The sequence below is a fragment of the Candidatus Marimicrobium litorale genome (assembly GCF_026262645.1).
GTDB classification, from domain to species: domain Bacteria; phylum Pseudomonadota; class Gammaproteobacteria; order Pseudomonadales; family Halieaceae; genus Marimicrobium; species Marimicrobium litorale.
Genome location: NZ_SHNO01000001.1, coordinates 3,604,205 through 3,618,892 on the forward strand (window position 1 = coordinate 3,604,205; position 14,688 = coordinate 3,618,892).

The following is a 14,688-nucleotide window of genomic DNA, read 5'->3' on the forward strand; positions in this document are numbered from 1 at the left end:
GCACCAGGGTCAGATTACACCCATCGACTCCAGCTTATGGGCCATCCCCCAGAGTCGGGCGCTCGCACTTTTCCGATCATAAAAAAACGTAGTGTTTAGGTGTAGGACAAATGAGCGTCCTGTTGGGAGTAGGTTTTTTCACAGCTCTTGTCGTATCGAGTTCAAGCCCCGCATCCCTCATTCTCGAATCGTTGCTTGAGAAAAGACAAGATTTCAGCTGTCCCACAGTGCTAGTTGGCTGATACCCGATTACCTATTCACTCTGCATTAGTGGGGTAGTGTAGACTGTCGCCAGATAATCAACGCTATCAATCAAAAAAGGGCGGCTGACTTTGCCCATACCTGAGGCCATCGTGGTAAAACTGTGCGTTCTCAAATTAGTATTATTATCACTGGTGTCTATCGTAATTGGTTGCAGCTCTTCGAATAGCGCAAACCCTGCCAGCGTTTTAATATTTTCTACGGACTATGGCTTGGGTGTCATAAATGGCGCAACCAACGGTCCAGATCGACATGCCGCGGATACTGACGACGCCTATGCGGTAACGCTGGCGCTGCAGGCCAATCTTGATATCCAAGGTATTATTACTAGCTTCGGTAATAATAAAGCCCAGCCCTCGTTCGAATCTGCCCGCAGAGGGTTGGCTATACTCGGCTTCGACAAGGATATTTTGAGAATCGGTGCGGAGGGATTTCTCGATGCCCTGCCAGTGCGTTTCGAGCCGCTAGGCGGTGAGCCCGCAGTTTTTTGCGTTAACGATGGAGTCCGACTCATGCGGGACGTTCTAGATACCAATGCGAGTGGAATGGTTACGCTGATCGCGCTGGGCCCATTTACTGACATTGCCTGCTTGCAACGTGCCTTCCCTGATAGTTTTAATAAGCTCAGAGAGATTGTCGGTTTGGTGGGATCGAGAGACGGCAAGCCTGTACTGCAGGGCATTGACGTTGTAGATTTCAATTTCGCCATGGATCCGACTGCACTTGGGCTTGTCCTCCAGCAGACTGAAGTGGCGTTTACAGCAATCATGTTTGAAGTATCACAATTTGGCATTTTACCCACTGGGGTCATCGATTACTGGGCTGCCGGAGGTGCAAGCCTGGAACAACAATTCTATGGCCAGGCTTCACAGGCACATGCGCAATATTGGAGCGCGATCTTCTCGCAAACTGACGGACAGGCACTATTTGATGCGCACACGATTTTCTATTTACTAAATCCTCAACTGTATATGTGCACAGACAACATGCACGGTGCCGCTGTAGTGGGGGGCTACCCCGACACAAGTGCCGCAACAACGAAGAACTTTTTTACGGTTACGCCAGAACCGGTGCAGCGCCCCCAAGACGCTACCGTCTATACTGGCACAGTTCGCGGCTGCACTAGCTTCGTAGATCCGGACAGCGTCACGCTTCTGGAAGAATCCGTGCAAGCAAGTGTAAAGCGTTATCAGGGTGCTGATAGCTGAGCGTATTAAATTCGATAAAATCAGTGAATAAGATACTTTAAAATATCCCGAGTTAGAGAGTGCAGGATGATAGATGCTCCACAAAAGAGGATAAATAAACAGCCTGTTGGGACTGGAGTGCCCCGCTGATCTTGTTAACCAAGCTGCAGAAATTAGCGAAATATCGGCCTATGGTACCGAACAGTTGTTCGCTGCGGTGGTCGCGCAATTACCCGAAGCCGTCCCGGTTACCACACTACCCTGTTTTCATAGTCGATAATCAATTCAGCTCCTGCGCTGTCAGCTCCCGGCTTTGCCCCGGTGCCAGGCTCTTATCCAGAAGGATTTTACCCACCGCAAAGCGGTGAATACTCAATACCTTGTTGTCGAAGTGACCAAACATGCGTTTGATTTGGTGATAACGCCCTTCGGTCAATACTACCTCGGCCTCATAGTCGCTGCGTATATTTAACGTAGCGGGTCGGGTGGTGATATTTTCGTAGGCGAAGTACACACCATTTTCAAATGCGTCCACGTATTGTTGGGTGATGGGCTGTTCCACGGTTACCCGGTAGCGTTTTTCCAGTTTGCTTGTGGGTAGAGACAGCTGACGGGACCACTGGCCATTGTTGGTGAGCAGTATCAGCCCGGTGGAATTTAAGTCCAGTCGGCCCACTATGTGCAGTTGATCCCGGTAGGGCTGATGCAGCAGATCGATCACAGTGCGATGTTGCTCATGGCGGGTCGCACTGACCACACCAGTGGGTTTATGGAGCATCAGGTAGCGCGCTTTGTTAGCCTGGGCCGTCTGGCCGTCGCAGCACACCTGGCTAAAGGCGGTGATTACCTGGCCGATATTCGTGGCTTTAGCACCATCAACTTCAACCCGACCCTGAGCCAGCATTAGCCGCACGTCCTTGCGGTTGATGTCTAACAAGCTGCTGAGATAGCGGTCGAGGCGGGGCATGTACGCAGTATATAGCGGTTTCCAGCAATTGTATGGCCTGCTCCAATTCTTTGTGTAGCGCGGGATTGGTGACAGTACAAGCAGGACAAGTGCGACGGTTACTAAAAATTTATTATAAACAAAGAACTGCAAACAACCATTTATCTCGGTTCAGGCTATTAGGAAAAAGCGAAGGAAGCTGTGGCACCAGCAGCAATGTAATCAGCAATATCAACATAAACGTGTTCATTTGTCCCCGGCCCCGGCCCCGGCCCCGGCCCCGGCTTCCGGTGTCTATACAATGTCCCAGTTTCTGCCAGCTTGGATGAGAGCAGCCGGATAACGCGATGGAAACTGTCGATTTCTTGAGTTAATCGAAAAAAAACAGGTTTATACAACATGCGTTACACACAGCCGGTTTTCTTTATTTTGTCGAGCGAATTGCCTAGTATTGGACGACTAAGACAACGTTGTGTTCATTAGATACAGTTCAAGGGTCGCGGAGACTCACGCTATGCGTTTCTCAGTTTTGCTCACAATTCTCCTTCTTGTTGGCATCGCGCCGGTAAGCTCAGCCACTGCCACTGCCACAGCAGTATTTGCTGGCGGCTGCTTCTGGTGCATGGAATCTGACTTCGAAAAACGCGCAGGTGTCACCAGCGTTACCTCTGGCTTTACCGGGGGCGCGCTGAAAAATCCCACTTACTCAGGCAGTCATCAGGGCCATTTTGAAGCCGTTGAGGTCACCTATGATCCAGCCATCGTGAGCTACCAAGACTTGCTTGACCTGTTCTGGGTCAACGTGGACCCTTTCGATGATAAAGGCCAATTTTGCGATAAGGGGTTTAGTTACCGCAGTGCCATTTTTCCAAACAGCGCTGAGGAGAGAGCCTTAGCACAACAATCGAAAGCGAAGGTTGAGGCACGGTTTGCCGGTCAACATGTCTATACCGAAATCAGGGATGGGAGTACTTTTTGGCCCGTCGAGGAATACCATCAGGATTACTATCTGAAAAATCCGGTACGCTACAAATACTATCGATGGAATTGCGGACGTGATCAACGTCTTCGGCAGCTATGGGGAAGTGATTCGTCTCCCCTGCACACAGACTAAGATCGCCTATTTAGCTCGGCGCTGCTCGTCTGCCACACTGGCAATTAATGGGTATCGGCAAGTTAAAGGATACTGTCAAGTAAAGTCGCGGATTTGGGCTAGAATCAGCGCATGAACACATACAAACGACATCGTTTCCGGCTAGGCGCGCCCCACCGGATATCATCAGCTATGCAGTCTGGCTCTACTATCGTTTCAACCTGAGTCACCGCGATATTGAAGATCTTCTGGCTGAGCGGGGTATCATCGTCACTCGCGAATCGAGTCGGCTCTGGTGTATTAAATTCGGGAGCCTGTGCGCCTAAGAAAATTGTGACTGATAAGCTGCGAAGTGACGTTGTCGCTCATAGGGAGTTGATGGCGGAGACGATCCATAGTGCTGAGCAGTATGAGAATAATCGAGCAGAGCAATCTCACGAGGCCACTAGGGAGAGAGAGCGGGGGATGCGAGGGTTCAAGTCAGTGAGGCAGGCTCAACGTTTTCTGGGCGCGCATGCTGCCGTCAGTAATTTGTTCAATCTGGGAAGGCACTTGGTAAAAGCTCAACATTATCGTGACCTCAGGACCAGTGCGTTTAGCGGATGGGAAAAAGCGGTAGCCTGAGTGTTGGGTGATGATTTCAGTCGCCTGCTGAAGTTAATTTTTAAGTACCGCGTTGGAAAGCCGGGGCGTTTGCAATGACTCCGAGAGACCAGTTTAAACACGATGTCTCAGAATAATAAGGCCGATTCCATTAATTACAGTCCTGGAGTGACTTGTCGCCGGCCCACAACCGCGCCTTCGGGGCACGCAATAGGCACAACTCAACGCATTGCATAGTTCGTAAGCTCTTGTTATCTTTAGCAATATCCTAAGCGCTCAATTGAGCGCTTAGACAAGAACATCAATCACTTAGACGCTCTGGAAAACCGTGCAGTCGAGTATACGGTTCCGGTACCAATCTCGAGGTAGAACCACTGGGCCAAAGCCAGGGCATTGCCAAATACAGACTGCACCGCGCCGCTGCAGCGACTCGCCGGTACACTCGTCTCGTTTATGAACTCGGTGCGGATCTTTTCGGGCATTTTCCCGCCGATACGACTAAAGTGCTTACAGCCAGCGCCGCCAGTCTGGGTTGTCAGGTGCTGTCCTTGGCGGTTTTGTTTGCTTATATGAGAGCCCTAGAAGGCAATGAGCTCTTGTACGGCTACGCCCCAAGAACCTCCCTGGCCCTGTTTGCGCTGGTCGCGGTGGCAACCGCGGTTCTTTTTTTCGGCTTTGCCCTGCTCGAGTACCGGTCAAATATGGCTATAATCGACACCTGCCGCCGCTATCAGGCGTCGGGAGCACAGCAAGCCCTGTCGCTCTCGAGCAGGCTGCCTCACTGGTTTTCCCCCGAAAAAAGTCCGCGACGGGTTTCCTTCAGGCACCTTCAGCAAATCCTGTCTACTGACGTTAGTCATCGCAGTCGCATGGCCCGCTTACTCTTGCGATCCGTTATCCCCGCCGTGCGCGTGATGCTGAGTGCAGGTGCCATCCTCTACATCAATCTACAATTCTCCCTTCTCATTTTCGTCATAATAGGGATTCCTATCGCAGGGCTTTACTGGGTCAGCAAGAAAATTGCGGACACGATTACTTCCCGTGAAAGAGGTTCACAGCCCGTATTCGCCCAACAGCTAGAGCTTCTGTCCACGAGTTGGGAAAACAAAGCTCATCTTTTGCCCGGAGCGATCGATCAGGAACTCGCCCTGGGCCAAGCTGGTTCCCGTCACAGACTTTATTTCAAGAGATTAAAGGCAAAGACATTCGGGCAACTGTTGATGAACACGGCAAATACCCTAGGCCTGATGGTACTGGTCCTGTCACTGGGTTTCTGGGTTTTACAGGAAGAACAGGGGAACTGGAGTCTCTGGGTAACCTATCTGATTGCCTTGCGGTATTTTTTTACCAGCCTGAACAGGGTTGTCCAAGCCGTTGTCAAGTCGGCACGTTTTAACCGACAGGTCCGGCGTTTCATGGAATTCCTGGCGGCGGCGACGCTGGCGGCAAACAGCCCGAACCCGGAGAACACGCCCTGCCCTGATCGCGTGCTGCATGCCTACCAGGGTGGCGATACTTATTCGGATGATGATGACTTCGATGAAGATTAGGAAGCGTCATACCCGTAGGGGATAACAACCGCAATACAGTCGCGTCACACCAAGATTCTATTCTTCGAATTGATAACCGAAGTACTCAATATTCTGTCTACACATTTCTGTAACCATATCCCGCGTATGTTGATTGTAGTGTGGCGCACAGTGGCCTTGTTGCGTGCGATTTTTATGGGGCATTTCGAGGCGACTGATACCGACTTCCCGGCTGACCCTGTCCAAGGTGTCCTAAACACTTACCAGACGGCCCACATGATCCACCAGGAGATGACCATCAAGGTCCGTGATTTTTTCAACTGGATGGTCGCCCGCTTGCCAGATTGATGATACTTCCATCGCTTGCCAAGCCAGGCATCAAAATCCAGATCATGGAAGTCTCTTGTGGTACCCCAGCGGAGCTTTTCAAGCAGGCGCGGTTCTGCTTCAACATGGGTATAAAAATATCTCGAAATCATTCTCGCCCAAGGGTTGCGGACAAGGGTAAATTTGAAGCAGCGGTTGAATTCAGCCTCGCCCAGAATGTACTTGATCTGAACCGCAGACAGGTGCTTCGCCCTGCCCGGCTTGGAATCACCAATCTCAATCAAGCCGATACTTTCTTCGATAGGCTGCGTCAACCCTTTCCTTGACCAGTTGCAGGCTTCCCGCGGCATTATCGAGGGACCGCAAGGCATGGGTCACACTGGTGGTCCCCGTCTTGGGGATCGCTACGAAGATGAGTCCCATTGATTTGGAATAGGACATTGTGAAAAGTCGTTTCAGTAAAACAATGTACAGGGTATCAGTGCCAGCTTGATCACACATCCTCCCGACGCGACAGAAAGTACGCCTCGACTTCCCGCCGCAGCTGCTCCTTCCCCGGCGACCACTCAAGACAATGTGAATGCTCGCCGGTCAAGTCCGTGGCCGGATCGTACTTATTGCGGTACAGAATGTCGTGACGTGTCAAATAACCCCGGTCACTGCGCTGACCGTGGTACATATCACTAATATGGAGGCGGGCGTAATCGACCGCCCCGCCCACTGCGCTTGACCATTGCCCCGCCCATTCATGAAAGTTGTTCTCATAAGCTTCAGACTTGTTACGATAACCGCAGGCGTCACATTTAAATTTGGAATGGGTCAACGACTGGAAACGCTTGTCTGACATATCTTGAGCCAAGCTGGCAAGAAAAATTAACTTGTCGCCACCACCGACGATCGCACTCTCAAATAATAAGGCCTTTTCCAGGACTTCGGCCCTGGCCGCCCAGCCAAAACCCGACTGCCCCCCTTTGGCGATCCCGCTCAACAGATTCCAGCCCCTTCTCGGAGCTTGCGCATAAAGTTCGCCACTGTCTTGAAAGTGCTTCACCGCGGAGGCCGCCACTATGGGATGGCCGCTACTGTGCGTATGAATGCCGATCGTCTCGAACACCTGGCATAAATTGGATTTCTCCAGTCGACTGGCGATCTCCAGCGCCCACTCGGGGTCGTCAAATACAATATCCCCATCCAGCCAAGCGATCTTGCGAACGCCATCAGACAACAGTCTCCTTATGCCGATATTCAGCAATCTTTCTTTATGCCATAACACATCGTTGGTCCGCAGCTGTATCACATCATCATGATCAACGATATCGAACAGATTTGAGCCAAAAGCGAGTTCAACAACAAGGCACCTGACGCCACTTTGTTTAATGGATGAGAGAAACGCCTTGAAATTACTGACCCGTCGGGATGACCCGCCGGGATTGAAAAAGCAGGATACGACCGCCAGTTCATCCGCCGGCAGTGCAGATTCGAACCGTCTATTGCCAGCGTTAAATCTGTTACGCGTTGGGGATTTCATAAACTGCACTGCACGATGTGCGCCATAAAGTATCTTTCTAGCGGTGTGAGAATTCTGCAATCTTTCCGCTCTGGTACTCCTGAGCCGCCGCGCGATGCCAGCGGGCATCACAGCCTGGTGGAACGCCTTTATTCGCCCTGATTTTCTGCCCGCACCACCCAGGTCGGCCTTTTTCACCAGGGTAAGATTATGGCAGGCTTGGCATTCCAGTCCGTGCTTCAAAAGCTTTTTCTTTTTCAGCATCTGAGCGTCTTCGGGCGAATACTTCTGTCGATTTGCGTGGGGAAACTCTTCCTCGGGAATCGGGACATCGAGAAAACCACACAACTTTTCCCAGCCGTCGCCCTGCTCTATATCCATGAGTAGCAGTTGGCCAGTATCGGCGAAATATGCCTCGACTTCGCGATTGTAACGGAGGTAGCTGTCCGTCATTGATTCCTTGCTTGGTTGGTGAACTCGCAGATGTAGCTGGTAGCGCGCCAAAACTTCTGGCTTGGTCACCGTTATCCACCGCTCCGTTGAGCGCCACCAGGACTCCGGATCACGTATTGTCAATATAAACAGACTGTCGGGGAATCGTGTATGTAGATGGCGATACATGGTCCACATATTCCAGGGCCGGTCTTCGAAGGCTTTATAATTCTCGGCCAGATCCAGCATTTGATTGTAATTTTTGTGCTTGTAAAAATGATGAATCTGCTTCCTCACCTCCGGGCTATAGGATGTGGGCGCGGCGACAGGCGCCAGATTCAACAACTTAAAGCAGTGATTCATGGTCGAGGTACCGGTTTTGTTCATGCCGATACAAAATACGCGCCGTGTAATGGTATCGGCTGCGCTGTCCCCATCATTCTGAGCGCGTGGTGTATCTTCGCTGAAAAAGCCCAATTTTTTTTTCACGGTCAATCCCGGGTCAATGTTAACTGTGCGAGGCCAATGGCGCTTTCCCCGCCGCCAGCGTAAAAAAGATACAATTTGTTTTCATCCTCCAGTATAAACGGATCTCGGAGAGCATTTGCCAAATGCATCTCCGGCCCCCTTCGCGAGGGCATGGGCTTTACAGCGCTACCCTCCCACAGTTTTTCCGCCCGTAAGATCTCAGCAGGCACTACCCGGGGTGCGGCACAAAACCAGCTATCAGGGTGTAAGTCCACACTCGTCACCAGAATCCGTTCTGGCGAATGACCCGTCATGGTAAAAAATACATGCAGTCTGGAACCTGCCCGATACAGGCTCAGGTGTCTGACGCGAGTTTTTCCCGGGGCAAATATCTCATCGCTATCATACCTGATGTTTGAAAAATTCAGGCAGTCCGCCTTATTCCTTTGCCATAGTAAACTGCGACCAAAGTCGAATTTTTCAGGAACAGACCAGGGGGCCTCACTGTTACGGGGGACAAAGTGATATCCTTTGGCCAGGCTCTGTAACGTGCCCGCGTACTCAAAAACTCTCAGATAAGCGTCGGCCAAGGGGACTGATTCAATCCCTGAAGAAAAATCCAGTCCCCAGGGAGAAATCGCCACAAAAGTTCTCTGCCCGGAGAGCTTCTGACCTGCATGAGCGGCCTTGCCGTGAAAGTACATGACAATTCGCTTGGTATCATTATCGACGTGAACATCGGGGGATGCTACGTGCTCGATAATTGTAAGGGAGTTATCCAATGCCAACATACGGTCACGGCCCAGATCCAGCACACCGCGCTCGCCATCCGCGATACCTTTGCCGGTATGGTACAAGCGCCAGGGCCCCTCGATGTTTTCTGCCCAGGCCAGCCTGATATAACTCCCCCTGTGGTGGCCAAAGTACATATAGTACCGGGCCTCTAATGAGGCTCTTTTTTCTTTGGGTATCCACTCAGGTATGCGCATTACCGAGGGGCCATTAATATTTTCACCCTCAGCGGCAACGTCAAGCTGTTCAAAATGCTGTCTGGAGAGAATGGGCTCAGCATTGTTAAGGCGTTTCGCATGAAATTGCTCTGCGCCGACACCGCAGGAAGATACCGACAGCAGGAAAACCAACCCCCTGAGCATTCTGGAAAAATAATTATTCGCCATAGTAACTCCGAAAACGCCCGGACTAGGCAGCAAGTATAGAATAAATAAACGGCCTGTTGGCTATCGGCAACTTAAACGGCCAGGATTGCTAGAATCGGTGGATGAATACTTACAAACGACACCGATTCCCGCCCGACATCATCAGCTACGCAGTCTGGTCCCACTTCAGGTTCAATCTAAGCCATCGCGACATCGAAGATCTCCTGGCAGAGCGCGGGATTATCGTCAGCCGAGAGTCGATCCGATTATGGTGCATCCAAATTTGACGCACTATATGCACGTTGGCTGAAGCGAAAGCACCGAGGCTATGGCGACACGTTCTGCATTGATGATGTGTTTGTGAAGATCAAGGGCAAGCAGCACTATCTTTGGCGAGCCGCAGATCAGGATGGCGAAGTCGTTGATGTGTATCTACAGGCTAGGCGTGATGGTGCAGCTGCCAAGCGGTTTTTCAGGCGTCTACTACGCTCTCATGGCGATGAGCCCGGAGAGATCGTGACGGACAAGCTACGGAGTTACCCCGTTTGCACATCGAGATGTGACCCCTGAGTCTATCCATCCTACCGAGCAGTACAAAAACAATCAGGCAGAAAAAAGCCACGAAACGCCGAGAGTCAGAGAGCGAGGGATGAGACGATTTAACTCGATGATACAGGCTCAGCGATTCGTTACGGCACATGCCGCTGTCAGCAATTTGTTCAATCTTGGAAGACATCTGGTCAGGGCTCAGCATTATCGAGATCTAAGGGTAAGTGCGTTCGGAGAATGGAGTAGGGCAGTAGCCTGAGATCAGAAGCTGGATTGCTATCGAATCAGGGACTTAACTTGTCAGTACCCACTCTTGTGCAAGGTGGTGACAAGAATGCTGCTAACTACCTGGATATTTTTGAGGGTTGGGGTGCAGTGCTGAGGCTATACGAGCCAACTGAGGCGTTGTTCAATGGCGATTGGGTAATGCCGGATTTTGTGATCACGGACTAGTTTAAAAGAGTCTTGCGTAATTAATGAGCTTTCCATTTTTTATAAGCTCAGGTCTAATATCCATCAGAAGCTTTGCAAAATAATGAAAGTATAAGCAGGATAAACGCTACTTTCGAAAGCCAATCTCCTCATCCCCAGCTATTGAACATCCGCCACGGCAGACTAACGCTATCCTTTGTTCTATCCATTGCATTGTCCCCCTATCTGGACGCTGCAACAAAGTTCTCTCCGCGATATAATACTCCGCTAAATAGACACAGCCCTTACACCAACTGATCGACGGACGTCCAATCCATGCCCTACTTACCCGAACTTGGCATTGTCTTTGTGGCAATTCCGAAAACCGGAACCACCAGTATCACTCGAGCTCTGCAGACCATCAGCAAAGAGTATGGTGGCCTGCAGTTGCTGAATGACTACATCGACAAACCCTTCCGAAAAAAGTACAAGCTGGACAAAATTGGCGACAACAAGCCCGGGCGGGCCAAGCACCTGAGCGCTATCCAGCTTAAATTTATTCTCGGTGACGAAGAATTTGAGCGGTGCACCACATTCTCAGTAGTGCGCAACCCTTGGGCACGCATGGCTTCACGCTACTTCTATACACGCGAAGACAATGAGCCCGCCGAAAAAGACAAAGTCCAGCGAGGTACCACACGGCGCTTTCACGATATGGAGTTTGAGGCCTGGCTGACGCGCAAATACAAGCGGCACCGTATTGGAACGCATAAGAACAGCCAGATAATCAAACTACAAGATCTGAAAGGGAACCTCATAGTAGACCGGGTAGGCAAGCTGGAAGACGTACAAAGCACCCTGGATTGGGTGTCCGAAACAACGGGCTCCCCACGCATGGAAATGCCCCACGTGAATGGCACTCGCAAAGGCCACTACGCCCAGTACTACAACAATGTCACACGAGAAATGGTGGCCGAAATCTGCCGTGAGGATATCGAGAGGTTTGGCTACATCTTCGACGAATGAGAGCCCACAGGCTTAGCGGTACTGGATTTTGAACGAGGGAAGTATAAGCAGGATAAACGCTACTTTCGAAGAGGATTTTCCGATCGCCTTCGTCTAGGACGATTGCTTTCGTGGCACCATTGGCGGCACTGGGGTACTGCCAAGTTAAATCGCCGATATTGATAGAATCCGCGAATGAACACTTATAAGCGACATCGATTCCGGCTAGGCGCCCCCACCTGATATCATTGCCTGTGTCGTCTGGCTCTACTACAGATTTAACCTGAGCCACCGTGATATCGAGGACCTCCTGGCCGAACGAGGCATCACCGTCAGCTGTGAAGCAATCCGTCTCTGGTGTATAAAATTCGGAGCGATTTATACCCGCCGCTTGAAGCGCAAGCACCGGGGTTACGGCGATACCTTCTACATCGACGAGGTCTTCGCCGGTGTGCCGGACCATTCAGATCAACGGCGAACAGCATTACTTGTGGCGGGCTGTTGATCAGGATGGCGACGTAGTTGATGTGTTTCTTCAGGCGAAGCGTGATGGCGCAGCAGCTAAAGACTTCTTCAAGCGTCTATCGAGGAGCCACGGCGCTGAACCCAGGAAGATCGTAACCGACAAATTACGAAGCTATGGAGTCGCTCACCGAGAGCTTATTCCTGAGGCAATCCACAGTACGAAGCAGTATGAGAATAATCGGGCTGAGCAATCGCATGAGGCTACACGGGTGAGGGAGCGAGTGATGCGTAAATTCAACTCTGTCAGGCAGACTCAACGGTTCCTAGGTGCGCATGCTGCGGTGAATAATCTATTCAATCTTGGTAGGCACTTGGTCAGAGCTGAGCACTACAGGAGTCTGAGGGTGAGTGCATTTTCAGAATGGGAAAGTGCGGTAGCTTGATTGTCACAGGCTATATTTTCCTCACCTCACCTCACCTCACCTCACCTCACCTCACCTCACGTACTTCAGTTGCCAGAACCGTTCGGAGAATGGAGTAGGGCAGTAGCCTAAGATCAGAAGTTGGGTTTCTATCGAATCATGGACTTAACTTGTCAGTACCTTCGAAACTCATGCAGTACAAACAACGAACTGCAGACAACCACCTATTGCGGAGCTCTACATTCGATTACGCTTTAAAAAGGCCCCGGGCAGGCTTAAAGACCCGACCGAGGCCCACAAGGTCTCTTGGGGAAAGAAACATGCTAGGAGTGATCCGGAAACCGAACCACTCAGCGACGCAGCTTTCACTACACATGTTAAGATTGGTGTTTCCTGAAAAAGTTTAACTGATACCTGTCTGCCCTTAATACAAACTTTACGTCTTGGAGAGAATTTACATTGAGCGTACACCCGGGAGCACTCCGCACTATCGCTGCGGGCAGGCCAATTTCACGCATAATAGCGTCCCGCGATACAGTCGTAACGCAACGGGAGGGCGCTGGTTTTTCGATGTGGCTTGCTAGTTTTTTGATTACCTTAACGGCAATTGTGTCCTTGCCGGCGCTCGCCACCGGCAAAGGGTCAATCGGCCTATGGCCGGCCTCTGAGCGCCATGTTTTGGTCATCGACAAAACCATTCCGGGACTCGTGCTGGTTGACCTTACCGAGGGGGTAGCTGTTGAACGGGTGATAATACCCAGTGAAGTTGTCGTCGGTGTCACGTCCTGCCAGGAATGCGACTTCGCCCTGGTCGGTAGCTCCCGCGGAGACTTTTGGCGCGTGCAGTTCTCTGGCAAAGTCGCCGACCTGCTATCGAGTACCGGTCGACTGGGCCTTGCGGATGCTGAAATTAAACGGATTCACTTCAAGAGTTCTCGCACCCCGCCCAAAGACTCAAGAATGATGCTGCTGGACGAAGGCGGCAAAACCGCCTATATCGCCTCGCTGAAAGACGATGAGGTGTTCCGCGCGTCGCTGGGCCCGGAGCCCCGAATTGAAACTTTCTACCGGGGAAAACGCCTGGAGCCATTTGGTCTCAACTGGGGCCGCGAGGATACCCTGCTGCTTACATTGCACAAAAAAACGGTGATGCGACTGAATCGCGAGGGAGAAGTATTGGCCGTCTACAATACGCGCCGGGCAGGCTGCCCAGGTACGGATCAATTTAAGCCCAACATGCGCGCTGCCTTTGACGACCCACTCAATGAAAACAGCATCCTGATCCTGGCGAGCAACCCCAAGAGTTACGATGCGGTGGTATGGCGTCTTACCTATGAAGACAATGGTAAGGAACGCTGCGAAAGTGTCGTGAGCAAGATCGGTCGCGATACGGGATGGGTTGATGGTGCCGGTGATGCAGTTTTTCTTGGTCGCTCCCACCACTTTGTCTTGCGCCCGGGCCGAGCGGAGGCAATTATCTCCGATACTGACAATCGCGCCCTGCGTACGCTGGATCTCGCAACGGAGACAACCCGGACGGTTATGTACGACCGCGACCGGTTGCTTGCGAAGCAGCGACCAGAGCGCACTCTCAGCTCAAAGGACTGCAAATCACTCGGTTGGGCTCTTTTGCCAGCAGGCGGCCTGCCCGATGGCTCCTGTATACAAAACGACGGCGCGGAAAGTGAGCCGCGCTTGCTAGAGGCGGCCGAAAAGCATTGTCAAAATATTGGGGGCCGCCTGTGCGAGCCTAACGAACTGGTGCGCTCCGGGCGAGTCAGCGCGCCAATCTGGACGCGAGCGAGGTGTGCCAGTTGCTGGATGCGCAAGGCCCACAATTTGTGTGAGCTGGATATCAAGACCTATAAATCGCCGGGACTTTCGCATAGAGACAAGGCCTTCGCCCAGAGCTGGGATTCTGGCCACGCGCAACAGGTCTCTTCAAAAAATGGAGGAAGTACAACCTTTTGTGAGGCCGATACGCTGAGCGCGAAAGCCCTGGTACACTGCTGCGCTGACAGTCAGGCTGGGAACTGACTGCTTACGACTGAGTCGGCCTACTGACCAAATTCATAGCCGAAGTGTTCTATGTCCGGCTGCTACTGCCAAGTTAACTTAGATTCGTTCCAAATGTGGCAACCACACACCAAAATCTCGGTAAATTACAGCCCAATGTGGGGGCCAATGACATATTTCTGGTCAGTCTAGGCTCGATTTTGTAGCGCCAGCCCGTGACCTCGAGTTAACTTGTCAGTAACCCCCACAGCTCACCCCGGCGTGTAGAGATAATCCGTTGGACTTGGCGACGCTTTCCAGTCCGGCATCA

12 protein-coding genes and 3 pseudogenes are annotated in these 14,688 nt (G+C 51.6%); 10 read left to right on the forward strand and 5 right to left on the reverse strand.

Going from position 1 to position 14,688, the window contains the following annotated elements:
- The first annotated feature begins 473 nt into the window (after positions 1 to 473).
- Positions 474 to 1,469 carry a nucleoside hydrolase gene (locus tag EYC82_RS16105; protein ID WP_279250568.1) on the forward strand — a complete coding sequence of 332 codons (996 nt, stop codon included), beginning with the start codon at positions 474 to 476 and terminating at the stop codon, positions 1,467 to 1,469.
- A gap of 259 nt (positions 1,470 to 1,728) precedes the next feature.
- Here EYC82_RS16105 and EYC82_RS16110 read toward each other — a convergent pair whose 3' ends face one another.
- Positions 1,729 to 2,415, reverse strand: coding sequence for a pseudouridine synthase (locus EYC82_RS16110; protein ID WP_279250569.1), 687 nt, complete (start codon positions 2,413 to 2,415; stop codon positions 1,729 to 1,731).
- A gap of 493 nt (positions 2,416 to 2,908) precedes the next feature.
- Here EYC82_RS16110 and msrA point away from each other — a divergent pair, with 493 nt between their 5' ends.
- From msrA to EYC82_RS16125, 4 genes and pseudogenes are all read left to right on the forward strand, one after another.
- Positions 2,909 to 3,508 (forward strand): peptide-methionine (S)-S-oxide reductase MsrA, encoded by a 600-nt coding sequence (gene msrA, locus EYC82_RS16115; protein ID WP_279250570.1) that lies wholly within the window; start codon positions 2,909 to 2,911, stop codon positions 3,506 to 3,508.
- Between the two features lie 119 nt (positions 3,509 to 3,627).
- A pseudogene (locus tag EYC82_RS18265) lies at positions 3,628 to 3,798 on the forward strand (IS6 family transposase); the annotation flags it as partial.
- A gap of 22 nt (positions 3,799 to 3,820) precedes the next feature.
- Entirely contained in the window at positions 3,821 to 4,111 is a 291-nt protein-coding gene (locus tag EYC82_RS18270) for a DDE-type integrase/transposase/recombinase (RefSeq protein WP_479723001.1), read from the forward strand.
- 548 nt (positions 4,112 to 4,659) lie between these two features.
- Positions 4,660 to 5,640: a hypothetical protein gene (locus EYC82_RS16125; protein ID WP_279250571.1), complete on the forward strand. Its 981-nt coding sequence runs from the start codon at positions 4,660 to 4,662 to the stop codon at positions 5,638 to 5,640.
- Between the two features lie 239 nt (positions 5,641 to 5,879).
- On the opposite strand, the gene EYC82_RS16130 is transcribed toward EYC82_RS16125, so the two are convergent.
- The 4 genes from EYC82_RS16130 to EYC82_RS16145 are packed head-to-tail and all read right to left on the reverse strand — an operon-like array spanning position 5,880 to position 9,531.
- Positions 5,880 to 6,260, reverse strand: coding sequence for a sulfotransferase family 2 domain-containing protein (locus tag EYC82_RS16130; protein ID WP_279250572.1), 381 nt, complete (start codon positions 6,258 to 6,260; stop codon positions 5,880 to 5,882).
- Complete coding sequence (locus tag EYC82_RS16135; RefSeq protein WP_279250573.1) at positions 6,223 to 6,387, reverse strand: hypothetical protein; 165 nt, start codon at positions 6,385 to 6,387, stop codon at positions 6,223 to 6,225. The genes EYC82_RS16130 and EYC82_RS16135 overlap by 38 nt, the downstream gene beginning before the upstream one ends.
- 52 nt (positions 6,388 to 6,439) lie before the next feature.
- A complete protein-coding gene (locus EYC82_RS16140; protein ID WP_279250574.1) occupies positions 6,440 to 8,374 on the reverse strand; it encodes a sulfotransferase family protein in 1,935 nt (644 codons plus the stop codon).
- Positions 8,375 to 8,376: 2 nt separating this feature from the next.
- The gene (locus tag EYC82_RS16145) at positions 8,377 to 9,531 is read right to left on the reverse strand and encodes a hypothetical protein (protein ID WP_279250575.1); all 1,155 of its coding nucleotides are present in this window, start codon (positions 9,529 to 9,531) and stop codon (positions 8,377 to 8,379) included.
- 101 nt (positions 9,532 to 9,632) lie between these two features.
- On the opposite strand from EYC82_RS16145, the pseudogene EYC82_RS18210 reads away from it, so the two are divergent.
- From EYC82_RS18210 to EYC82_RS16170, 5 genes and pseudogenes are all read left to right on the forward strand, one after another.
- Positions 9,633 to 10,318 (forward strand): annotated as a pseudogene (locus EYC82_RS18210) (IS6 family transposase).
- A gap of 38 nt (positions 10,319 to 10,356) precedes the next feature.
- A complete protein-coding gene (locus tag EYC82_RS16155; RefSeq protein WP_279250577.1) occupies positions 10,357 to 10,512 on the forward strand; it encodes a hypothetical protein in 156 nt (51 codons plus the stop codon).
- 294 nt (positions 10,513 to 10,806) lie between these two features.
- The gene (locus EYC82_RS16160; protein WP_279250578.1) at positions 10,807 to 11,496 is read left to right on the forward strand and encodes a sulfotransferase family 2 domain-containing protein; all 690 of its coding nucleotides are present in this window, start codon (positions 10,807 to 10,809) and stop codon (positions 11,494 to 11,496) included.
- Between the two features lie 174 nt (positions 11,497 to 11,670).
- Positions 11,671 to 12,383: pseudogene (locus EYC82_RS16165) on the forward strand (IS6 family transposase).
- 438 nt (positions 12,384 to 12,821) lie between these two features.
- A complete protein-coding gene (locus EYC82_RS16170) occupies positions 12,822 to 14,399 on the forward strand; it encodes a hypothetical protein (RefSeq protein ID WP_279250579.1) in 1,578 nt (525 codons plus the stop codon).
- Positions 14,400 to 14,688: the final 289 nt, after the last annotated feature.